At 68.1% G+C, this 19,556-nt stretch carries 21 protein-coding genes, 2 tRNA genes and 3 pseudogenes; 14 read left to right on the forward strand and 12 right to left on the reverse strand.

What is annotated here, in order from left to right:
- Window positions 1-21 precede the first annotated feature (21 nt).
- The 4 genes from orn to ACQPXG_RS35370 all read left to right on the forward strand — a co-directional run bounded on the left by orn (window position 22) and on the right by ACQPXG_RS35370 (window position 1,614).
- A complete protein-coding gene (orn, locus tag ACQPXG_RS35355; RefSeq protein WP_433463488.1) occupies window positions 22-618 on the forward strand; it encodes an oligoribonuclease in 597 nt (198 codons plus the stop codon).
- Between the two features lie 54 nt (window positions 619-672).
- A tRNA-His gene (locus ACQPXG_RS35360) sits at window positions 673-748 on the forward strand.
- A 139-nt stretch (window positions 749-887) separates the two neighbouring features.
- A complete protein-coding gene (locus ACQPXG_RS35365; RefSeq protein WP_433463489.1) occupies window positions 888-1,457 on the forward strand; it encodes a response regulator transcription factor in 570 nt (189 codons plus the stop codon).
- 84 nt (window positions 1,458-1,541) lie between these two features.
- Window positions 1,542-1,614 (forward strand) — tRNA-Lys (locus ACQPXG_RS35370).
- A 331-nt stretch (window positions 1,615-1,945) separates the two neighbouring features.
- Here the strand turns inward: ACQPXG_RS35370 and ACQPXG_RS35375 are convergent.
- The 3 genes from ACQPXG_RS35375 to ACQPXG_RS35385 form a co-directional block, all read right to left on the reverse strand.
- Entirely contained in the window at window positions 1,946-2,251 is a 306-nt protein-coding gene (locus ACQPXG_RS35375) for a helix-turn-helix domain-containing protein (protein WP_433463490.1), read from the reverse strand.
- Between the two features lie 57 nt (window positions 2,252-2,308).
- Window positions 2,309-2,536 carry a recombinase family protein gene (locus tag ACQPXG_RS35380; RefSeq protein WP_433463491.1) on the reverse strand — a complete coding sequence of 76 codons (228 nt, stop codon included), beginning with the start codon at window positions 2,534-2,536 and terminating at the stop codon, window positions 2,309-2,311.
- A 107-nt stretch (window positions 2,537-2,643) separates the two neighbouring features.
- On the reverse strand, window positions 2,644-2,784 hold the full coding sequence (locus tag ACQPXG_RS35385; RefSeq protein ID WP_433463492.1) for a hypothetical protein: 141 nt from the start codon (window positions 2,782-2,784) through the stop codon (window positions 2,644-2,646).
- A gap of 364 nt (window positions 2,785-3,148) precedes the next feature.
- Here ACQPXG_RS35385 and ACQPXG_RS35390 point away from each other — a divergent pair, with 364 nt between their 5' ends.
- The 4 genes and pseudogenes from ACQPXG_RS35390 to ACQPXG_RS35405 form a co-directional block, all read left to right on the forward strand.
- On the forward strand, window positions 3,149-3,949 hold the full coding sequence (locus ACQPXG_RS35390) for a methylenetetrahydrofolate reductase (protein ID WP_433463493.1): 801 nt from the start codon (window positions 3,149-3,151) through the stop codon (window positions 3,947-3,949).
- Window positions 3,950-4,104: 155 nt separating this feature from the next.
- Window positions 4,105-4,632: a recombinase family protein gene (locus tag ACQPXG_RS35395; RefSeq protein ID WP_433470105.1), complete on the forward strand. Its 528-nt coding sequence runs from the start codon at window positions 4,105-4,107 to the stop codon at window positions 4,630-4,632.
- Complete coding sequence (locus tag ACQPXG_RS35400) at window positions 4,544-4,885, forward strand: hypothetical protein (protein ID WP_433463494.1); 342 nt, start codon at window positions 4,544-4,546, stop codon at window positions 4,883-4,885. Before ACQPXG_RS35395 ends, ACQPXG_RS35400 begins: the two co-directional genes overlap by 89 nt.
- A gap of 28 nt (window positions 4,886-4,913) precedes the next feature.
- Window positions 4,914-5,718 (forward strand): annotated as a pseudogene (locus ACQPXG_RS35405) (Tn3 family transposase); the annotation flags it as partial.
- Window positions 5,719-5,745: 27 nt separating this feature from the next.
- Here the strand turns inward: ACQPXG_RS35405 and ACQPXG_RS35410 are convergent.
- Together ACQPXG_RS35410 and ACQPXG_RS35415 are read right to left on the reverse strand one after the other, a co-directional pair.
- Window positions 5,746-5,904 (reverse strand): hypothetical protein, encoded by a 159-nt coding sequence (locus tag ACQPXG_RS35410; RefSeq protein ID WP_433463495.1) that lies wholly within the window; start codon window positions 5,902-5,904, stop codon window positions 5,746-5,748.
- Between the two features lie 527 nt (window positions 5,905-6,431).
- The gene (locus ACQPXG_RS35415; RefSeq protein ID WP_433463496.1) at window positions 6,432-6,872 is read right to left on the reverse strand and encodes a DUF1330 domain-containing protein; all 441 of its coding nucleotides are present in this window, start codon (window positions 6,870-6,872) and stop codon (window positions 6,432-6,434) included.
- Window positions 6,873-6,983: 111 nt separating this feature from the next.
- Between ACQPXG_RS35415 and ACQPXG_RS35420 the strand changes: the two genes are divergently transcribed.
- Window positions 6,984-7,982: a GlxA family transcriptional regulator gene (locus tag ACQPXG_RS35420; RefSeq protein WP_433470106.1), complete on the forward strand. Its 999-nt coding sequence runs from the start codon at window positions 6,984-6,986 to the stop codon at window positions 7,980-7,982.
- Window positions 7,983-8,011: 29 nt separating this feature from the next.
- Here the strand turns inward: ACQPXG_RS35420 and ACQPXG_RS35425 are convergent, their stop codons facing one another.
- Window positions 8,012-8,545 (reverse strand): hypothetical protein, encoded by a 534-nt coding sequence (locus tag ACQPXG_RS35425; RefSeq protein ID WP_433463497.1) that lies wholly within the window; start codon window positions 8,543-8,545, stop codon window positions 8,012-8,014.
- Between the two features lie 78 nt (window positions 8,546-8,623).
- On the opposite strand from ACQPXG_RS35425, the pseudogene ACQPXG_RS35430 reads away from it, so the two are divergent.
- Both ACQPXG_RS35430 and ACQPXG_RS35435 read left to right on the forward strand, forming a co-directional pair.
- Window positions 8,624-9,724, forward strand: a pseudogene (locus tag ACQPXG_RS35430) (IS30 family transposase); the annotation flags it as partial.
- A gap of 565 nt (window positions 9,725-10,289) precedes the next feature.
- Entirely contained in the window at window positions 10,290-11,036 is a 747-nt protein-coding gene (locus ACQPXG_RS35435; protein ID WP_433463498.1) for a phosphotransferase family protein, read from the forward strand.
- A gap of 629 nt (window positions 11,037-11,665) precedes the next feature.
- Here ACQPXG_RS35435 and ACQPXG_RS35440 read toward each other — a convergent pair.
- Window positions 11,666-11,884 (reverse strand): hypothetical protein, encoded by a 219-nt coding sequence (locus ACQPXG_RS35440; RefSeq protein WP_433463499.1) that lies wholly within the window; start codon window positions 11,882-11,884, stop codon window positions 11,666-11,668.
- Between the two features lie 503 nt (window positions 11,885-12,387).
- Between ACQPXG_RS35440 and ACQPXG_RS35445 the strand changes: the two genes are divergently transcribed.
- Window positions 12,388-12,642, forward strand: coding sequence for a hypothetical protein (locus tag ACQPXG_RS35445; RefSeq protein WP_433463500.1), 255 nt, complete (start codon window positions 12,388-12,390; stop codon window positions 12,640-12,642).
- Window positions 12,643-12,931: 289 nt separating this feature from the next.
- Here the strand turns inward: ACQPXG_RS35445 and ACQPXG_RS35450 are convergent, their stop codons facing one another.
- Window positions 12,932-13,738 (reverse strand): SDR family NAD(P)-dependent oxidoreductase, encoded by an 807-nt coding sequence (locus tag ACQPXG_RS35450; RefSeq protein WP_433463501.1) that lies wholly within the window; start codon window positions 13,736-13,738, stop codon window positions 12,932-12,934.
- 23 nt (window positions 13,739-13,761) lie between these two features.
- On the opposite strand from ACQPXG_RS35450, the gene ACQPXG_RS35455 reads away from it, so the two are divergent.
- Window positions 13,762-14,166, forward strand: coding sequence for a MerR family transcriptional regulator (locus tag ACQPXG_RS35455; RefSeq protein ID WP_433463502.1), 405 nt, complete (start codon window positions 13,762-13,764; stop codon window positions 14,164-14,166).
- Between the two features lie 603 nt (window positions 14,167-14,769).
- Here ACQPXG_RS35455 and ACQPXG_RS35460 read toward each other — a convergent pair.
- The 4 genes and pseudogenes from ACQPXG_RS35460 to ACQPXG_RS35475 form a co-directional block, all read right to left on the reverse strand.
- Window positions 14,770-15,078 carry a hypothetical protein gene (locus tag ACQPXG_RS35460; protein WP_433463503.1) on the reverse strand — a complete coding sequence of 103 codons (309 nt, stop codon included), beginning with the start codon at window positions 15,076-15,078 and terminating at the stop codon, window positions 14,770-14,772.
- Between the two features lie 513 nt (window positions 15,079-15,591).
- A pseudogene (locus ACQPXG_RS35465) lies at window positions 15,592-15,753 on the reverse strand (RNaseH domain-containing protein); the annotation flags it as partial.
- Window positions 15,754-15,777: 24 nt separating this feature from the next.
- A complete protein-coding gene (locus tag ACQPXG_RS35470) occupies window positions 15,778-16,620 on the reverse strand; it encodes an SAM-dependent methyltransferase (RefSeq protein WP_433463504.1) in 843 nt (280 codons plus the stop codon).
- Window positions 16,621-16,890: 270 nt separating this feature from the next.
- Entirely contained in the window at window positions 16,891-17,706 is an 816-nt protein-coding gene (locus ACQPXG_RS35475) for an alpha/beta fold hydrolase (RefSeq protein WP_433463505.1), read from the reverse strand.
- 124 nt (window positions 17,707-17,830) lie between these two features.
- Between ACQPXG_RS35475 and ACQPXG_RS35480 the strand changes: the two genes are divergently transcribed.
- Complete coding sequence (locus ACQPXG_RS35480; RefSeq protein WP_433463506.1) at window positions 17,831-19,267, forward strand: hypothetical protein; 1,437 nt, start codon at window positions 17,831-17,833, stop codon at window positions 19,265-19,267.
- Window positions 19,268-19,556 lie beyond the last annotated feature (289 nt).

Raw genomic sequence — 19,556 nt, forward strand, 5'->3', positions numbered from 1 at the left:
TCATGGCCGTAGGGTGAATCCATGAACGAGCGGCTGGTCTGGATCGACTGCGAGATGACGGGACTCGACCTGCGCAACGACGCGCTCATCGAGATAGCCGCGCTGGTCACCGACAGCGAGCTCAACATCCTCGACGAGGGCGTCGACGTGGTGATCAAACCGCCGCCCGAGTCGGTGACCCAGATGACCCAGGTCGTCCGCGACATGCACACCAAGTCCGGTCTCCTGGAGGCGCTCCCCGGCGGCGTCACCCTCGCCGAGGCCGAGGACATCGTCCTCAAGTACGTCCGGAGCCACGTGAAGGACGCCAAGAAGGCACCCCTCTGCGGCAACTCCATCGCGACCGACCGGTCGTTCCTCGCCCGCGACATGCCGGCCCTCGACGGCCACCTCCACTACCGGATGGTGGACGTCTCCTCCATCAAGGAACTGGCCCGCCGCTGGTACCCGCGCGTCTACTTCGCCAGCCCGGAGAAGAAGGGCGGCCACCGCGCCCTCGCCGACATCACCGAGAGCATCCAGGAACTGCGCTACTACCGCGCCGCCGTCTTCGTCCCGCAGCCCGGCCCGGACTCCGACACCGCCCGCGGCATCGCCGCCGGCGTCACCTCCGGCTGACCCACCCTCCGGGAGCCGCTACACTACTTGGAGCCGGGATCGGTCCCGGCCACGGTGGGTGTAGCTCAGCTGGCAGAGCACTTGGTTGTGGTCCAAGATGTCGGGGGTTCAAGTCCCCTCACTCACCCCAGACCCGAGACCCCGGTCGTCAGACCGGGGTCTCGGGTTCTTCCCGGGCCCCGGCCGTCCGCCGTGTCCGATCGACTCTCGATGATCGTCCGGTTATGCTCCGTCCCTAAGAGATGTCAGCGACACGCCAAGGGCGACGGATGAGTGTCGACGAGACGGCCCCACTGCGGGTGATCGTGGTGAACGGCGACCCGCGGGTCCGGGCGAGCGTGATCTCCCTGCTGGACGCCAGCGACGAGCTCGAGGTCGTCGCCGACACCCCCGACCCCTCCGCGGCCCTCCCTTTGGCCGAACGGCTGCGGCCCGACATCGTCCTGCTGGACGCCGGCGCCGCCGCCCACACCTCCCCGCTCAGCACGTCCTCCCGCGTCTTCATCCTCGCCGCGGACGACGCCCCCGGCGCCGAGGCGGCCCTCCGCTCCGGCGCCTGCGGCCACCTCGTCCCCGGCTCCTTCACCGCCCACGACCTCCTCCGCGGCGTCCGCCACGCGTCCCGCACCAGCCTCGGCCTGTCCGCCCGCGAATCGGAGGTCATGGACCTCATCGCCACCGGACGCTCCAACGGCGAGATCGCCCGCCAGCTCTTCCTCAGCGAGAAGACGGTCAAGAACCACGTCAACCGCATCTACGCCAAGCTCGGCGTGAGCTCCCGCGCCACCGCCATAGCCCTCTGGCGAGGCATGATGAGCGTCCTCCCCGTCCGCGACTAAACCGGTTCGCACTGGTCCACAGGTCCTGATACTGTTCTTCCTGTCGCGAGGGGCCCCGGCCACGGCCGAGACCCGCGCCGACACGCGCCGTTAGCTCAATTGGCAGAGCAGCGGACTCTTAATCCGCGGGTTCGGGGTTCAAGTCCCTGACGGCGCACCCCGCCCGACCAGCCCATTCTCGCCGAGTTCGAGAGTGTTTCTGGCTGATTTGGATCGATCCAAACCCTATGTTCGCTCGATGTTCGCTCGTGGGCCCAGGCCGGGGACGATCATGTCTCTGAACATCCGCCGAAGCCGGTCACGCTAAGCAACGGGCCTCCGTGCGTCACCCGGTTCAAGAGCTCCAATCGGTGGGCAGTGCCTTCTGGGTTCCTGATATTGATGTAGCGCGCTGGGCGGCCGCGCCGCGATCGACGTCTCGACTGTGAGGACGACGCGCAGCGCCGCCGTCCGGATGATCAACCCGACACCGGCCGTGGCGGACGCCCTCAACCCGTCCGGGTCAGGGCGCACCGGGGGCTCCGTGCCGCCGGGCCGCCCGGAGCGCGACGGCCACGTTGACAACCGCGCTGCCCACCCGGCCCCGGCGTCGGCGTCCTCGTCGTCGCGGACGGCGTCGCTGACGGCGTCGCGGACGACATCATGGTCCGGCTCCGGATCGGTCCCGGCCGGACCTGGTCCGCAGTGACGGCCAGGGCGCCGCCCTTGGCCTCGGGCACGTACTTGTAGAGCGTGGACCGGCTCACCTGCAGCAGCCGGGCGATGGAAGAGACCGACTCGTCCGCACAGGCCAACAGGGTATGGACCTGGCGGACCTGGTCCGGCGTGAGCGCCGGCGGCCACCCGAGGCGCTACCCGCGGGCCTGCGCGGCCTCCAGGCCCTCGCGGGTGCGCTCCACGATCAGCTCGCGGATGAACTCGGCCAGCGCGGCGAACACGTGGAAGACCAGGCGGCCCCCGCACGTGGTGGTGTCGATCGCCTCATGCAGGCTGCGGAACCCGATCTCGCGGGTGCGCAGCTCGGCGACGATCGCGATGAGGTCCTGCAGGGACCGGCTGAGGCGGTCCAGCGATGGCACCACCAACGTGTCGCCGGGCCGGGCCTACTCCAGCGCCTTGGCCAGCTCCTCGCGCTCGACGTTCTTGCCGGACTTCTTGTCGGCGTAGATCCGGGACCTGGCCGCCTTCAGCGCGGCGGTCTGCCGGTCCAGCCGCTGCCCGCCGGCGACACCCGGGCGTAGCCGATCAACATGCCGCCGCCCATCGCGGGTTCGGGGGCCAGCGAGTCCTCCAGCGACGGGCCGGCCGGGAGTTCGGTGTTCGTCACGACGTCACGATGCGGTCCCTCCAAGGAGCGGCGACTGTACGAAAAAGGTGCTGCCCGACTAGTTGAACACTTCGACTTCCCGACACGTTTTTCGACACCTCTAGGCCGCGTCCGGTCGTGCAGAGGTTGTCGGTTCCCGTAGCCCTCTGCACGGATTCCCGTAGTCCTCTTCATCCGGCTTGATTCATCTCCCGCTGCCGCCCTGGCTCCGCGACTCGGGGTGTAAGCACCCGCCGTGTGCCCTCCGCTCCCGAACGTGTCCCCAGCCGCCAGGTACGGGGTTGAGGAACCTGCGGACAACCGATGGCGCTGAGATTGATCATGGCTCTACGGGCCCGGTGGCCGGCCGTCTAGGGTGAGGGGCATGACACGTGGGTTCGAGGTGGTGTGTGAGATCGAGCCGCCGACCCGACCGGATCTTCGGCGGGTACGACACCAGATCGGGGTACTGGACGCCGTCGCGGACGCGTTTCTGATCCCCGACAACCACATCGGGCGGGCGACGGTGTCGAGCGTGGCGGTCGCCCACGAGGTGCAGGCGATGGGAGCGACCGGGATCGCCTGCCTGAACGCCCGCGACCGCAACCTGCTCGGCTTTCAACGGGACCTGCTGACCGCCGCCGCCTACGGTGTCCAGCGGTTCCTGTTCGTCTACGGCGACAAGCCCGCCTCCGGCAACCGCACCGGCGAACTCACCGTGCGGTCCATGCTCGACCAAGCCCGCGCCGCAACCTCCGACCCCGTCTTCACCGGGCATCCGGAGTTCCAGATCGGCGTCACCTCCGGCATGCGGCCGCTGCCCGCCTGGAAGCAGCAGGCCGACTTCGTGTTCGCCCAGGTCAGCTACAGCCTCGACGACCTGCTGCGCTGGCGCGAGACCATCACCATCAACGCACCCGTCTACGCCGGAGTGATGGTCCTGGCCAGCGCGACCATGGCCCGCAACCTCGCCGCCACCATCCCCGACATCACCATCCCCGACGCACTCGTCCAAGCCGTGGAAGCCGACCCCGACGCCGGCATCGCCGCCGCCTGCGACCACGTCCTGGCCATCCGCGAGAGCGGCGCCTTCGACGGCGTCCACCTCGTCCCCGTCAGCCGATACCGCCAGACCGCCGCCCGCCTCGAACCCTTCCTCCACAAGCCTCCCAGGAATCCCCGATGACCTTCGAGGCCAAGCGGGTCTCGACCGACCAGCAGTCAACCGCCCGGCAGCACCTCGTCCTCGACGAGGCCTAGATCGAGGACCCAGTCACCTTCGAGGAACAGGCCGGCACCTCCAGCCCCATCCACCCGCTCCAGCGGCCGAAGTTCAGCGAACTGCTCAACTACGCGCGGCCGGGCGACACCGTGCACATCTCCGAGATGTTCCGCCTCGTACGCGGCACCCAGCACATCCTCGACGTGCTCGACGTCCTGCACCGCGACCGCCTCGCCCTGCGCATCCACGACGGCGCTTTCTCCGCCATGGACCTCACCGCCCGCCACCCGCGCACCGGAGAACTGCTGTCCACGGTGAAGTTCATGGTGCAGACCCTCGCCGCCGCCGGCGAACTCCAGCGCGACCTCCAACGCGAGCTGACCTACGACGGACTGCGGGCCGCCCAGGCCAAAGGCCACAGGGCGGCCGACGCCCGGCCATCGCGGCTGAGAAGACCACCGCCGTCCGCACCGCCTACCTGGAGGGCCGGTCCATCGCCGCCCTGGCCCGCGAGCACGGCGTCAGCCGGGCGCCATCCGCACCGCCATCACCGACCTCATGCCCGAGCACACCGGGGCCTGCCACGAGAACACCCCGGCGACCCCGGAGCTGCCGGTCACCCTCGACATGCCGGGCAAGGTCGCTGACTATCTCCACGCCGCCGAGCTGGACGACGCCGAACGGGTCGCGCTCGACCACGGTGTGATCGTACGGCGCGGCCAGGGCTACACCCTCCGCGTGAGCGCCGCGCCCGCAGGCCATCGCGCTCTCCTCGACCGCTGCCAGCCCCTCGACGGCACCCCGGCCATCCCGGCACAGCGCAGGCCCGCCGCGAGTACGAGAACCGCGTCAACGCCCTCCCGGCGACCACAGTCGGACCATGATCGTTCTCACCGATAACGGCTGTACCGATGTTCCCCAAGACCGGCTGAACCTGGACCGCGGGGTGAAGCCGGAGATGGTCGCCACCGACAACGCCTCCTACTCCGACATGGCGTTCGGCCTGTACAAGATGCTCGGCTTCCGCTTCGCCCCGCGCTTCCATGACCTGAACGACAAGCGGTTCTGGCGCGCGGACCTGCCCGACGGCGACGAACCGTCGGGATACGGGCCGCTGGACGCAGTAGCCTGCAACAAGGTCAACCTCAAGCGGATCGTCACGCACTGGTCGGACATGCTCCGCGTCGCCGGATCGCTGATCACCAACCAGGTGCGCGCGTACGACCTGCTGCGGATGTTCGGCCGCGAGGGCCACCCCACCCCGCTGGGGGCCGCGTTCGCCGAGTACAGCCGGATCGACAAGACCATGCACCCGCTCGCCGTGGTCGACCCGGTCGACGACACCTGCCGGCGGCTGATGAACCGGCAGCTCACCGTGCGGGGGTCCCGCCACCGCCTGGCCCGTGCGATCTGCCACGGCGGCCGGGGCCAGATCCGCCAGGCGTACCGCGAGGGCCAGGAGGCCCAGCTCGTCGCGCTCGGCCTGGTCCTCAACGCCGTCGTCCTGTGGAACACCCGCTACCTGGATGCCGCCGTCGCCCAACTCCGCACCGAGGGCCACGGCATCAAGGACGAGGACGTCGCCCGCCTCTCCCCGCTCAAGGAGCGGCACATCAACTTCCTGGGCCGCTACCTGTTCAACATCAAGGCCAGCAGCCCCGGCCGGGACCTGCGCCCCGCTGCGCGACCCGGATGCGTCCGAGCTGGACGAGGACGACGAGGCCCTGGACTGACCTGGGCTTTCCCAGGCTGCGCGTGTGTCATCCGCGGTCGCTGACCCGCTGCGCGAAACGCTCGGCCACCACCAGCTCGTCCCGCTCGACCCGCACCTCGGCCAGCTGCTTGACCAGCCGCTCTTCCTGCTCCTCCAGCTCGACTCGGCGAGCGACGATCCGCTCCAGCATCCCGGAATCCGACATAGGGGTGAGCGTAGGAGCCGCGTCACGTACCGCGAGCCGGAACCGCCACGAACCACCCTGACGGACGATCTACGCTCCAGACACCCGCCCACCGCCAGTACGAGCACCCACGCACCCTGTCACGCCAGCATCCTGACCATCTGCTTCAAGATGGCGAACGCTCTCTACGACAGCCTGGCGCAGTCAGGCGCGTCCCTGGGCTACTTCAACAACAGAAAAACCGCCGGTCGAAACCACCCCGAAAGAGGTCTTGACCTGCGGTTCTTCAAACTGTATATCAGTACCCTGAGTAGCCCGACGGGGCACACGGCAGATGGATGCAGGATGCGCCCCTGGTCATCGAAGCCGTGTGTTCGCTGAACCGATCTGTCGTGTGAGAAGCGGTTCGCGGTTCACTTCGGGCGAGCGTGAGTTTCGTCGACGAGGTCAGCGAGACAGTCCAGCCGGCCCGGACCTCGTCTCGTGAGTCGTCGTTCAGCACCGCGTGCGTATCAGGTGACGGATGCTCAGCGATGGCTGGGCGCCGGTCAGTCGATGCCTTCGATGATGCGGAAGTCGCGCTCGAAGCCGTCGGGGAGGGCCACCAGCGCCTTCTGGTAAGCCTCGCTCTCGTATGCCGCGACCGCCTGTTCAAAGCTGTCGAACTCGATCAGAACGACGCGTTCGGTGATTCCGGCCTCGTGGGCGACGACTCGACCGAAATTGGACAGGACGCGCCCGCCCCCAGCCCGGACAGCCAGACCCGCCAGCTCGTTGTAGGCAGTCAGCCCCTCAGGGTCGGAAATGGCGGGGTAGACACTGACCCAGTAGCCCTTGGCCATGGAAACCTCCTGTGCTCGGCCGGACACGTCCGACTTCGAATTGACACTCAGATTGCTCGATCCCGACGACGGCCCGGGGGGCGGGTTCTCAAATGCCTCCTTCGAGGTCATGCCTCGATCCTTGCCGTTCGAGCCGGCCTCGGCCATGGCAGAAAGGTCAGCCTCCGATACATTCTCGCCATGCCCATCCGCCATGCCGCCCCCGGTACTCCCGGCGCCCGCGACCTAGCCGGTCGCACCGCCGAACCGGATCGCGCGATGCGCCCAGAACCGCGGCCCGCCGCCCACAAGGTGGTCGTCCTCGTAGTCGACGGGATCTACCCCTTCGAACTCGGCATACCTCAACACGTCCTGGGCTCCGCCGGTGGCCGCTACGAGGTGGTGACCGCGGGCGTGGACGGGAAGTCCGTGCGCACCGTCTCGGACCTGACCGTCACCCCCGGGCACGGCCCAGAGGTGCTGGCCGAGGCGGACACCGTGATCATCCCTGGGTACGCCATCACCCAGGCCCCGGCCGCCGCCACGGACTCGAAGGCCCTGGACGCGCTTTCCAGGGTCCGGCCCGGCACCCGTCTGGTGTCGATCTGCAGCGGTGCCTTCCTGCTGGCCGGCACCGGTCTCCTCGATGGGCATCGGGCCACCACCCACTGGGCGCTCAGCGACCACTTCCGGGAACTGTTCCCCCGGGTCGAGCTCGACGCCGGCGTTCTTTTCGTCGACCACGGTGACGTGTTGACCTCAGCGGGGGCGGCCAGCGGCTTCGACGTCTGCCTGCACCTGCTGCGCCAGGACCACGGCACCGAGGTCGCCAACCAGGCCGCCCGCTTCTGCGTCGTGCCGCCGTACCGGGACGGCGGGCAGGCACAGTACATCGAGCGGCCACTGCCGCCGACGGGCGCAACCGGCACCGGGCCGACCCGCGACTGGGCATTGCAGCGGCTTGAACTGCCGCTGTCGCTGGACGAGTTGGCCGCGCACGCGGCGATGAGTACCCGTACCTTCGCCCGGCGCTTCAAGGAGGAGACCGGTCTGAGCCCCGGCCGCTGGCTGACCTCGCAGCGGCTGCGGCGGGCCCGGCACCTGCTGGAGTCCAGCGATCTGCCGGTGGAACGCGTCGCCCACGAGGTCGGATTCGCCACCGCCACCTCGCTGCGGCGGCACCTCGCGGCGGAGGCCGGAGTCGCCCCGGCGGCGTACCGTCGCACCTTCCGTGCCCCGGATCCGGCCGCCGGCGATGCGGGCTCCATTCCCGCCTAGCCACGACGCACCGTACGCTTCCCGGTGGTTCATCCGAACCTCTGCGTCGGGCGTCCATCGGCCGCGGCGCGCGGCGATTCGCCCGCGAGCGTCGTCGGTGTCAACAAAAGACTGAGGTCGAAGACCGGCGCGCTGTGCGTGATGCCGCCGACGGATATCGCGTCGACCCCGGTCTGCGCGACGGACCTGACCGTGGACAACGTGACGTTGCCGGATGCCTCGAGTCGGGGCCCTTCCGTCCCGCGCAGTACGACGATGTACCGCATTTCTTCGCTGGACATGTTGTCCAGCGCGATCCACTCGACTTCCGCGTGCAGGGCCTCGATTGCGGACGACGTCAGGGCGGCGGCCTCGTCGCCCTGGTCGGCGCCGAGGAGACATGTCGACGATCGCCTGCGCCGATGGCCTGCTGAGACAGCAGAAACAGGTGGACCACGACTCGGCCGGCAGCATGCGGCCTTGCCTCGACCATGCCGGAACGAACCACAGAAGGATTCCCGACAGAGTCTGCCATTGGTGGGGCAGTCGGGGTGCTGATCCGTCATCGTCGCCGTGGCGGTCACCCCGGCTCTCACAAACGATCTTGGGCTCAAATGATCAGTGCATCGCCATAAGTTGATCTTGTGGTGATGGAGGGTCGTGTGCGGGACTACGGGTTCTCACCAGCTCGGCAGGACGAGATCTGGCAGCGATGGCGCGCAGGTGAGTCGTTCAGCTCGATGGGACGCGTGCTGGGCGTGCCGATGCATCACATCCGCAGATACCTCGCGCAGACCGGCGGCATCCGCCATCAGCCTCAGCAACGCTCCACCCAGCACCTGTCCTGCGCCGAGCGGGAAGAGATCTCGCGCGGCCTGGCAGCAGGGGAATCCGCCCGCCTCTTGGCGCGCCGGCTCGGCCGGGCCGCCTCGACCATCTCACGCGAAATCGCGCGCAATGGCGGACGGGACACCTACCGCGCCGTCACCGCCGATCAGGCCGCCTACCAGCGCGCCCGCCGCCCCAAGGCGCCAAAGCTGACCCGCACCCCGAAGCTGTGCGCGATCGTGGAAGCCAAGCTCACCCCGCACTGGTCTCCAGAACAGATCTCCGGCTGGCTGCGCCGCAGCTTCCCCGACGATCCCGATCTGCAGATTTCACACGAGGCGATCTACCTGTCGTTGTTCGACCCGCGCCGCCGACGCAACCTCGATCGGACACTGACCCAACGACTGCGGACCACACGCCCCATGCGGCAGCCCAAATGCGCCAAACAGCGCACCGGCCGCGGCGTCATCCGGAACATGGTTTCCATCAGCGCCCGCCCAGCCGAGGTCGACGCACGCGTCCTGTCCGGCCACTGGGAGGGCGACCTGATGATGGGAACGCGCCCGTCGGCGATCGCCACACTGGTGGAGCGCACCAGCCGGTTCACCGCCCTGGTCGCTCTACCCGACGGCATCAAGGCCCACGAGGTCCGCCCCTACCCCACCCGCCGACTGCTGCGCATTCCCCAACCACTCAGGCAGACGCTCACCTGGGACCGCGGCCGCGAGATGGCCGAGCACCAGGCGCTCGCTGCCGACACCGGGATGCAGGTCTACTTCTGCCACAAGCGCAGTCCCCGGGAACGCGGGACCAACGAGAACACCAACCGGCTCCTGCGCCAGTACATGCCTAAGAACGCCGACCTCCGGAAGCTGGATCAGACCGACCTGGACTGGATCGCCAGCGAGCTCAACGAACGCCCGCAGTTCGCGCACGCCTGCACACCCCTACGCGCGCCCACACCCACGATTCTCCCAGCCCACCCGCCAGCAGCCAGCAGCCAGCAGCCAGCAGCCAGCAGCCAGCAGCCACATCATCGTGTGCTCGACCTCGACGGCCTTAACGAAAATGCACCCCAGGAGGAGCGGGGATACCACTCCCCCGGGGTGCCAGTTCACTGTCCTACGAACGCCTCACTTTGCCCACGGCGGAGGCCACGGGATAGGCGCGGGGTCGCTCGGTTCATCCGGCTGAATCGGTGGGATGGGCACCGGGGGGGCCGGATCAGGTTTGGGATCACCATTGGCCATCATGGTCGTATCTCCCGATCTCTCTCTTGACCACGCATGCTGTGCATGTGCGCACCTTCCGAATGAAGGGGCAACAGAGACAGTCCGCAGACGATCCGCACTCGGCAACCCGACCTTGAAGCCGCACCGCTACCGCCCGCTTGACCACCTGCGGGCAACTGGACGCGACCCAGGCACGCCCGCCCCACGCGCGGTCGCGCGGGAAAAAGCTCGGCGACGTCGGTGGTCATCCCCGTCGATAATGACCGGCGTGGAAGACGTGGATGAGGTCGAGGTCGTCGTCGCCCATCACGAGTGCGCGACCCTGCGCGTCGGTGAGGTGTTCCTGAAGATCGACGCTGATCAGACGCGTACCGATGTCGAGGTCGAGGCGATGGCCATGGCGCCGATCCCGACTCCGCGGGTCCTTTGGCGGAAACCACCCGTGCTCGCGCTCGCCGCCCTCCCCGGGAAGGCACTCGGCCGCCTCGGCGAACCGCCGACCGCGTCGCCGGCGGCGTGGGCCGCGGCGGGCTCCGCCGTACGGAAGCTGCACGACGCACCACTGCCGCCATGGCCCGGTCGCAGCCCCGACCAGGTCGCCTCGCACATCGACGGCGAATGCGAATGGCTCATCACCAACGGCGTCCTCCCCGCCGACGTGGTCACGCGCCACCGCCGGATCGCCGAGGCCGCACTCCGGCCATGGACACCGGTGTTCACCCACGGCGACCTCCAGGTCACCCACGTGTTCACCGACGGTGACGAGATCACCGGTGTGATCGACTGGACCGAGGCGGCCCAAGGCGACGCCCTGTTCGACCTCGCCACCCTGACACTCGGACACCAAGAACACCTCGGCGACGTCATCGCCGGCTACGGCACCGACGTCGACCTTGACGTGATCCGCGCATGGTGGTCGCTACGAACCCTGCGACCGATCCGCTGGCTGATCGAGCACGGCTTCGACCCCTTCGCACCAGGCGGTGAGATCGACATGCTGACATCCCAGCGGTAAGCCCGCGCGAGCCCGACGTTCCGCCGCATCAAGCGGGCCCATCTCCTCCAAGCGCGTCGTCTCACGGCGCGCGAGGCACCGTCCACACCGCCATCAGCGTCGCCACGCGGCGGTATCACCATCAAGGTCAACGATCACTCTGGGGATTAGGAACAGGCGCTCAGGTGTACGGGCCCTCCTCCTGGTACGCCTGCCTCGGGCCATGACGAGCATGAGAACGAAAAGTCGCGGTTGGCGGCCGCCCGGGGGTGCCGTGGCGCGACTTCTCGTTCGAATGCCCGTCGCGCGGGCTGTGACCGGCCGTGACGGGCGGGTGGACATAACGTCTGAAGCCGACCGCGGCCAGGGCCTCGACCAGGCGCCCCGGACCCGCCGCCGACCTGCGGCGGCGCTGTTCTTCCTCACCCTGTCGCGCCGGTTATCGGGCCGCGTCACCGCGCTTCCCGCCCGACTTATCCCGCCGTGCCCGGACCGGAACCCGTCCGCCGCTCGGGACACGCGCACCCTCGGTGACCGCGTGCGGAACGGGTTCGGTGATCGTGCCGTGCCCGGAGACCCGCCCGTAGCGCGGATTCTCGTTCTCCACCTCGTCATCCCCCTGCCCGAACCGAGAGCTCGACGGGCTGCCGCTAATTCCTGCGCTCAGGCTCCTCACGGGCCCTGTCCTCGGCCAGAACGCGACGAACCGCGTCCACCATCTGCATTTCACGCTGTGGCGTGAGAGCGCGTCCGCCACCGGACTCGAGTTCGAAGCTGTGCCCTCCCGGATGGGCGGCGGGCAGTTCGCACACCCACGGGTCGTCGGAGTCGACCTCCTCGACCTCGCACAGGTCGACGCGTTCAACCATGCGACGCTCCGCGGGGAGCACGGCCTGGGAGCGACCCGCGCGATGGCGGCCTCGGGACCATCCCCGCGCACGCGGGGATGGTCCCGCAGCGAACGTCTCGGGCACCATTTCGGTGTAGTGCTCCCCGCGCACGCGGGAATGGTCCTCCACGGTCACCCCGGACGCCTCCGGTATGTCGGTGCTCCCGCGCACGCGGGATGGTCCCATCGCCGGCACGGACGGCCGGTGGCTGGAACTGTGCTCCCCGTGCACGCGGGATGATGCGGCGTCGGCGAACCCGGTTCGGCTACGGTGCTCCCCGGGCACGCGGGGATGGTCCACCGGCCACCGCGCGCCCTCGTCACCCGGCCGGGAGGTCGCCCAGCGCATCGCCGAGAACGGTGCGCACTGACGCCCGCGCCGTCCCGCAGCGTCAGGCTCCGGCGGTCCGCTTGGGCAGTCCTCCAGCTGGGGCGGGGGAAATGGCACGTGTAGCCGTTTGGGTACTTCTGCAGGTAGTCCTGATGTTCGGGCTCGACTTCCCAGAATTCGACGAGTCGACGACGCTCAGGCCGGTCGTGGCGGACCTGCGGTGCCCTCTCGCCTCTGGTGAACCTGCTGGCCACGTCGGCCGCGAGATCGCCAGCGAAGAGCGGGATATAGCCTTGGTCGACCCTTACGGGGCGGGGCTCCTGTGGGAGAGCCTCACCGAACTCCACAAGGTCGTGCAGGGCTACTCCTTCAGGAGGTTCACGAGGTCTGTCGACTTTGGCCTCTGAGAGACGTACTGACGTCCGCATCCGGGGCGGGACCATCGCCGCGCCCCTACCTTCACCACTCGCGTCGACGTTTACGGTGGCGGATCCGGTAGACCGTCTTCCCAGTCACAAGGACCATGGCGGCCGGCATTTGCGCCGGGCCGCAGCTGCGGATTCAAGAGCGCGTACTCTTCGACGCGAACACCCCACTCCCTCGGCCGACGCCACGCTCGTCTGGACCGCTGTGCTGTTCGCTTCGGCCGCACTGGGGTCGCTGCGGCGGATTCCGCGAGGGCGCGTGGGGACCCCGTCAGGCGGTGTACCCGCCGTCCACGGCGAGCGAGGTGCCGGTGACATAGCGGCCACCGGGGCCAGCCAGGTAGGCCACTGCGGCGGCGATGTCCTCGGCCTCGCCGTACCGTCCCAGGGCAGTGAGGGATCGCTGGAAGTCCGCTGTATCGCCGTCGGCCGGGTTCATGTCGGTGTTGATCGGGCCCGGGTCCACGATGGTGGCGGTGATCCCGAGCGGCCCCAGTTCCCGGGCCAGTCCCTTGGTCAGCCCGATGAGCGCGGATTTGGCCATCGCCTGCAGGACAAAGTTCGAGCCGGGAACGCGTCCGTTGAAGCACGACCCGACGCTGATGATCCGCCCGCCCTCGCCCATGTGCCGGGCGGCCGTCTGGGCGGCCAGGAACACCGACCGGACGTCCACGGCGAGCACCCGGTCCAGGTCCGAGACCGACACTTCCGCCACCGGGCCGTAGGTCAGAAAGCCCGCGTTGTTGACCAGGATGTCGATGCCGCCTAGCTCTCTCACCGTCTGTTCCACTGCATGCGCTGCCGCCTCTGGATGTGCCAGGTCGGCTTGGATGACCGCCGCCCTGCCACCGTCCGCCTCGATCTGCTTGGCGACCTCGCGCGCCTGGTCCGAGCCCTGGACGTAGGTCAGCGCGATCGCCGCCCCCTGCTTGGCCAGCCGACTTGATACCGCCGCGCCGATCCCACGGCTGCCGCCGGTCACTAGCGCCACCTTGCCGGTCAAATCACTCATCAATGCCTCCTCGCAAACGAGTCGCTCAGCCGGCATGGTAAAAGTTGTCATCAGTGTCAGGTTCAAGTCATCGTCACCCGAGGTGCGGAATGCGGATCGGCCAACTGGCCCGGCGCAGCGGTGTGAGTGAGCGTTCCCTGCGCTACTACGAAGCACAAGGACTGCTGCGCGCGGAGCGGACACCCGGCGGCCACCGGGAGTACGGCGAGTGGGCGGTCGACCGCGTCATACGCATCCAGACGCTCTATGCCGCGGGCCTGAACAGCCGGAAGATCGCACAACTGCTGCCTTGCATGAAAGACGCCGACGGTCGCCCGAACGAGATCGCCACCCCACGACTGGTCGACGAACTCACCGCGGAGCGCGCGCGCATCGAGCGCATGATCGCCGATCTGCTTCGCTCCCGCGACGTCCTAGACGAAGTGATCGAAACGGCGTCCGAGAAGGCGGCCACCGGCCCGGCTCCCCTCGTACGTCGAAGCGTCGCCCGCTGAGGAGGCCACGCCCCACTGGCCGAACGCCAGCGTCTCCTGCGCCGCAGACCGCCGAGCGGGTCGGTCTCGATGTCGAGGCGCTGCTCACGGTGCACACCACACTCATCGTGGTCAGGACATTGACGATGCCTGTGACATGTGGAAGGGGTGCACCAAAGGATGAGCGACCGTCTGCAGAGACCCAGAGGGCAAAGCTCCCCTACTTAGCCCGAAACGAGGAAGCCGCACACCGCCGCTGCCCCTGCGTGCTCCCGCTGCTCCCGCCCGGGGCGGGGAACGGCGGGAGCACGCAGGGTTCCCGAACCGTCCTGAACAGGCGTTAACAAACGTTAACGACCAACACTGACCTGCGGCATTTCGACAATGTGCAGGTCATTGGTTGACCGGGACGACCTTGACACGGTAGAGGTCACGGGCCTAGCTCCCAGATCCGCCGTCTTCACTTCAGAGATATCTGAGCCTCTACGACCAGACGGCCACGTGTTGTGCCTGGTCGTGGCTGCGTAGATGCTGTGTGTGTCCCGCACCGGGTTCGAACCTGCGCACCATGAGGCTGAACAAACTCGCCCCTTGCCTACCTCCAACAACCGAAGGTGCGGGCCGTCAGGGCTTCGAGCAGTGCCGCCGCCCGTGGACGTCGTAACCACGGCGCCTCGCGTGAGCATCGGCGTCGAAGTACTCGGCCACGATCGTGCCTTCGTCGGCGATAAGGGAGTCGGCGACTTCACGCTGCCACCCGTACGACGTCCGCCGATCCTGATGACCGGTGGTCAAGGTCCGCCCATAGAAGGCGAAGCGCAGGCCATTCCCGGCCGGTCGGGCACCACTGGCGACCTTCCGGCGGCCAGTTCGCCCCTTGTGCTTCGCCCACTCGCCGAACGGGTCATGAGACGTCTGTTCTCGGATCACCATCGTAGAGGCCTCCCGGGGGGATGAGGTGGCACACCGATCTGACGACATGAGCCGTCAGCTATGACGCCGAAACATCGACGTCGTCGGCACGCACTCGTCGCCCGCGGGGAGTCGGTTTGAGAGACCTGATCAACCGGACCGTGCACCAGAAACGAACCGCCCCACCGGCGCCCGGTCGCCGAGCAGGAGAACTTGGACGCACGCACCACTACGAAGCCCTCGCGCCCGTCCCGGCCGTGGACGTCGGCGAGCGGACTGCGCATCTCTGGTAAAGCCCGCGGCCTCGACATGTAGTAAGTGGCGCGCTGCAATACGCCATACTCGGGGGTGTAGAACCGCAGAAAGGCCGCGTCGTCGGGCTGGCGTCGGGCGGTCAGCAGTTCATCGGCCCGGCCGAGCCAGCGGTCGGCGACAGTGCCGGTGGCCGGCAGAGGTGCCCAACGGCCTGCAGTGCCGGGGGAACGCTGCCGGTCTGATCGGGACGTATACGTCTTGCGCGAGCCGGGCGGCTGGTTACTCGTCCGTTGCGGCCTCAACATCATCTTCCGGCTCGTCGACGAGCGGCAGGATGTACTCCTCCGCCATGCGAGCGCGGTGCAACGGGAGCGGATTGCGCAGGTCCTGGTCATACTCGGGTGGCTGACGCAGATGGTGCGCGACGAGCGCCAGCGTCTCGGGGGTCGTCGCCGTCGGCCGTCGTTAAGGTTTGCGCGCCACACCGCCATACGCCCATATGCGGTCGGTGGCGGGGCGGATTTTGGTGTCGCTCCTTCGCAGCGACGGTCGCCACTGGGGCAACTGCACCAGGCCGGGTTCAAGTAGCGTCAGACCTGAAAAGAAACCCTGAATATCTTCATGGCTGCGGATGGTCATTGAGATGTCGTTCTCGTGTGTGAAATCAGCAAGGGTCGTACATGTATCTCGGTCGAAGTCGTTGGTGAAATGCGACAGGACCAGGTGACTGCCTGAGGCGACCTGGCTCATGAGCCAGGCAACGATGCCGGCAGGATCGTCCCCGTCGTTGATGTGGTCGAGAACGGAAAAGAGCAGCACCGCTACCGGCTGTTCCAGGTCGAGCAGGGTTTGGCGGTGCAAGAGCGCGACGGGGTCCCGCAGATCGGCTTCGATCATCGTGGTCGCACCGTCGACGGCCAGCAGCGCATGTCCATGACTGACCACGACGGGGTCGTTGTCGACGTAGGCCACGCGAGTTCCGGGAATCACGGCCTGCGCGACCTCGTGCACATTCGGTCTGGCGGGCAGACCCGAGCCGAGTTCGAGGAATTGTGTGATTCCCATCCTGGCCAGGTACCGCACCGTCCGCTCCATGAACCTGCGGTTGGCGTGGGCGATATGACCGAACTGCGGAACGATCTTGAGGATCCCGTCCACGCACTCGCGGTCGGCTGCGAAATTGTCCTTCCCGCCTAGGAGGCGGTTGTACACCCGTGCCAGATTCGGCTGACCGGCGTCGACGCCGCCCGGTCGTTGGCGCCCCATCACACAAACCGCGGACCGATCCGCTCCGTTGCGGCTCATCATGGTTTTCTGTGCTCCAGACCTCTAATCGGACCAGTGCCGCTACGGTGAGTGCACTGCATTCCCGGAGCCCCTGATGGCTGGTCCACGCGTCGAGGGTCGGAGGCGTATCGGCGAACCGGCGCAGGGCATGCTCGTCGTCGGTCACATTGCAGGCCCGATCCGCTCCTGGCCACATGCTGATGCGCACACCTTCCGCCCGGCAAGAGTTTCACTGAAAGGCGGGAAACGGGTCCAGTAGGACCGAAGCAGGGGTCGGCGAGGCCCATGTGGTCACTCTGGCTTGGCGAGGAACTCAGCGAGGACCTCGTTGAAGCGCTCGGCCTCTTCAGCGAACGGAACGTGGCCGCTGTGCTCGAAGCGGACAGAGCGGGCATCGGGCAGGGCTTCGGCGAGCAGGCCGGCCAGGTCGCCGGGAAAGACCTTGCTTCGCCGGCCGTAGGCGAGCAGAACCGGCACCGTCACCTGGGGCAGAAGGGGGCGCAGATCCGCGTGGGCCATGTCCATCCACACGCTCAGGGCCGCCTCAGTGGGGGTTTTGGTCGTCTCGGCATAGACGGCATCGATCACATCGCTGGTTGGAGGTTCGGCGAAGCATGCGGCGATGAAGGGTTTGATGGCGTCCGGACGGGCATGGCGCACGGTCTGGGCGAACACCGCCAAGTCGGTGCGCGTGTAGTTGCCGAGCAGAGGGAAATCCCAGTCGTCGGCGTTGAGGAAGCGGGGCGATTGGTCGACGAAGACGGCCGACCGCAGCCGGTCGCAGCCGTACTGATGGACGTACCAGAGGATGACGTCGGTCCCCATCGACCAGCCGACAAGGGCGACGTGATCGAGTTCGAGGTGCTCGATGAGCGCCCGAACGTCGCGTGCGTACTGCCCCAGGGTGTGTCCTTCCGGTGTCTTGCCCGACGATCCGTGGCCTCTGAGGTCGACCGTGATGACGCGGTTGCCGGCTGCCAAGGCTGGGACGTTGTCCCCCCAGAAGGTGCTGTTCATCGTCCAGCCGTGCAGGAGCACCACCGGCGCGCCATTGCCGTGATCTTCGTAGTAGAGCGGAACGCCGCCGGTCAGTTCGAAGTAGGGCATCAGATCCTCCGATGTGCGAGTGGAGTCAGTATGGGTCGCACGCCGAGCCGGAGAACAGGTGGCCACCGGGGCTGCAATGGGGTTGCGCGCCCGGGTGCGGCACCCTAACTTGACAAGCGGTCCTATGGATGAGCGATCTGAGATCCGTCGGCTGGAGCGGCAGCGTGAGCTGGCGCTTGGCGGGAACGCCGCAGCAGCGCGGCAGGCCGTACTCCACTCCTGGGAGCGCGCCCGGCGCAGCGGAGTGAACCCCGACCGGCAGCTGCCCCCGGTGCTGCTGGCCGAGGACGACGTGGTGGCGCATAGGCGTGAGCATGCTCTCGCCCAGGTCTGGCCGACGCTGCTGGGAACCCTGCGTGCGGCAGTCTCCGAACCTGGTCACATCCTCTTCGTCAGTGACGCCTCCGGAAACCTGATGTGGTCGGCGGGGGAGGCGAGCACGCTGCGGCAGGCCGAGCGGGTGCACCTGGTCTTGGGGGCGTCCTGGAACGAGAAGGCCGCCGGGACCAACGGCGTCGGGACCACCCTGGTGACGCAGCGACCTTTCCAGGTATACGGCGCCGAGCACTACATGTCCGTGGCGACCTCCTTCACCTGTTCGGGCGCGCCGATTCGCGATCCGCTGACCGGCTCTCTCCTGGGGGTCGTCGACCTCACCAACAGTGTGAAAGTCCCTCGTGAACTGAGTCTCGCGGCGGTGACCAGTGCCGCCCGCGTGGCCGAGTCATGTCTGCGTGAGGCGGCCGCCCGCGAGCATGCACGACAGCATGATCTCTACCTCGACCGCCTGACCCGTCGTACGGGCGTGAACAGCGCGATCGTCACCCCGGACGGCCACGTCATCCAAGCCTCCCCACCCCGCTGGCTGCCGCGGCGGCTGCCCGAACCCATGGCGGAGGGCCTCACACTGCTGCCCGATGGGCGAACGATGATCGCCGAACGACTGGCGCCCGGCGGTCCTTTCTTCGTCTTGGCGCAGCCCACCACGATCGCAGATCAAGACGTCCTGGTCTTCGGTGGGCTGGGAGCCCGCCGTGCGTGGCTGCGGGTGGACGGTGTCGGCCACGAGCTCAGTGGCCGTCACGGCGAGTTGATGGCCGTTCTGCTGTCCACTCCCAGCGGCCTGACCGCTGAGCAACTGGCCCACGAGATCTACGGCCCGGGCGGGAAGGCGGTCACCATACGCGCCGAGCTGGCACGGCTGCGCCGCCTGGTCGGATATCGCCTCGCCTCGGAGCCGTACCGGCTGACCGGCCCGATCCAGGCCGACTTCATCGACTTCGACCGTGACCTCGCCGCTGCAGGGCTGGCCGAACTACTGGATCGCTACCCGGGCCCGTTGCTGCCCGCCTCCCGCGCGCCAGGAATTGTGGCGCTGCGCCAACGGTTGCATCAGCGGCTGCGCGACCGCGTCCTGAGAGACGCCGACGCCGACGCAATGACACGCTGGATAACCAGCCGGCACGGCCGAGACGACCCAGAAATCGCCACCGCACTCGGCAGACTGCGGCAACCCTCCGGGCCCCACGAAGCCCGGCGTCCCGGTGACACGAGTCCTTAGCTTGGCCATTGACCACTGGCCGAACCATCCCGCGTGCTCTGGGCGGAGCCGGAGTGGACCGTGCACGTGGTCAAAGGCGCGCCAAGCGTTTGCAGCCCCATCGACACAGCGCGGACCGCGCAGGTCAGCATCGTCACTTCGAGGCGGCCAGGGCCGTGGGAAGCGGGCGCCGGGCGAGGGGACGGCACGACGCGCGGGACGGGGCCGACGGCACCGCCGTGGGCCCGAAGGCCGACTCGGACGCCAGGATCACCGGCGAGACGGCCAGCCCGGGCGAAAGGAAATCCCT

It is taken from the genome of Spirillospora sp. CA-128828 (assembly GCF_050945415.1).
GTDB lineage: Bacteria > Actinomycetota > Actinomycetes > Streptosporangiales > Streptosporangiaceae > Spirillospora.

What these genes read in the sequence shown, in the direction of transcription:
- orn (WP_433463488.1), top strand. Translation starts at nt 22, where the DNA reads ATGAACGAGCGGCTGGTCTGGATCGACTGCGAGATGACGGGACTCGAC.
- ACQPXG_RS35365 (WP_433463489.1), top strand. Translation starts at nt 888, where the DNA reads ATGAGTGTCGACGAGACGGCCCCACTGCGGGTGATCGTGGTGAACGGC.
- ACQPXG_RS35390 (WP_433463493.1), top strand. Translation starts at nt 3,149, where the DNA reads ATGACACGTGGGTTCGAGGTGGTGTGTGAGATCGAGCCGCCGACCCGA.
- ACQPXG_RS35400 (WP_433463494.1), top strand. Translation starts at nt 4,544, where the DNA reads ATGCCCGAGCACACCGGGGCCTGCCACGAGAACACCCCGGCGACCCCG.
- ACQPXG_RS35410 (WP_433463495.1), bottom strand. Translation starts at nt 5,904, where the DNA reads ATGTCGGATTCCGGGATGCTGGAGCGGATCGTCGCTCGCCGAGTCGAG.
- ACQPXG_RS35415 (WP_433463496.1), bottom strand. Translation starts at nt 6,872, where the DNA reads ATGGCCGAGGCCGGCTCGAACGGCAAGGATCGAGGCATGACCTCGAAG.
- ACQPXG_RS35420 (WP_433470106.1), top strand. Translation starts at nt 6,984, where the DNA reads ATGCGCCCAGAACCGCGGCCCGCCGCCCACAAGGTGGTCGTCCTCGTA.
- ACQPXG_RS35440 (WP_433463499.1), bottom strand. Translation starts at nt 11,884, where the DNA reads ATGGTTGAACGCGTCGACCTGTGCGAGGTCGAGGAGGTCGACTCCGAC.
- ACQPXG_RS35445 (WP_433463500.1), top strand. Translation starts at nt 12,388, where the DNA reads ATGTTCGGGCTCGACTTCCCAGAATTCGACGAGTCGACGACGCTCAGG.
- ACQPXG_RS35455 (WP_433463502.1), top strand. Translation starts at nt 13,762, where the DNA reads ATGCGGATCGGCCAACTGGCCCGGCGCAGCGGTGTGAGTGAGCGTTCC.
- ACQPXG_RS35460 (WP_433463503.1), bottom strand. Translation starts at nt 15,078, where the DNA reads ATGGTGATCCGAGAACAGACGTCTCATGACCCGTTCGGCGAGTGGGCG.
- ACQPXG_RS35470 (WP_433463504.1), bottom strand. Translation starts at nt 16,620, where the DNA reads ATGATGAGCCGCAACGGAGCGGATCGGTCCGCGGTTTGTGTGATGGGG.
- ACQPXG_RS35475 (WP_433463505.1), bottom strand. Translation starts at nt 17,706, where the DNA reads ATGCCCTACTTCGAACTGACCGGCGGCGTTCCGCTCTACTACGAAGAT.
- ACQPXG_RS35480 (WP_433463506.1), top strand. Translation starts at nt 17,831, where the DNA reads ATGGATGAGCGATCTGAGATCCGTCGGCTGGAGCGGCAGCGTGAGCTG.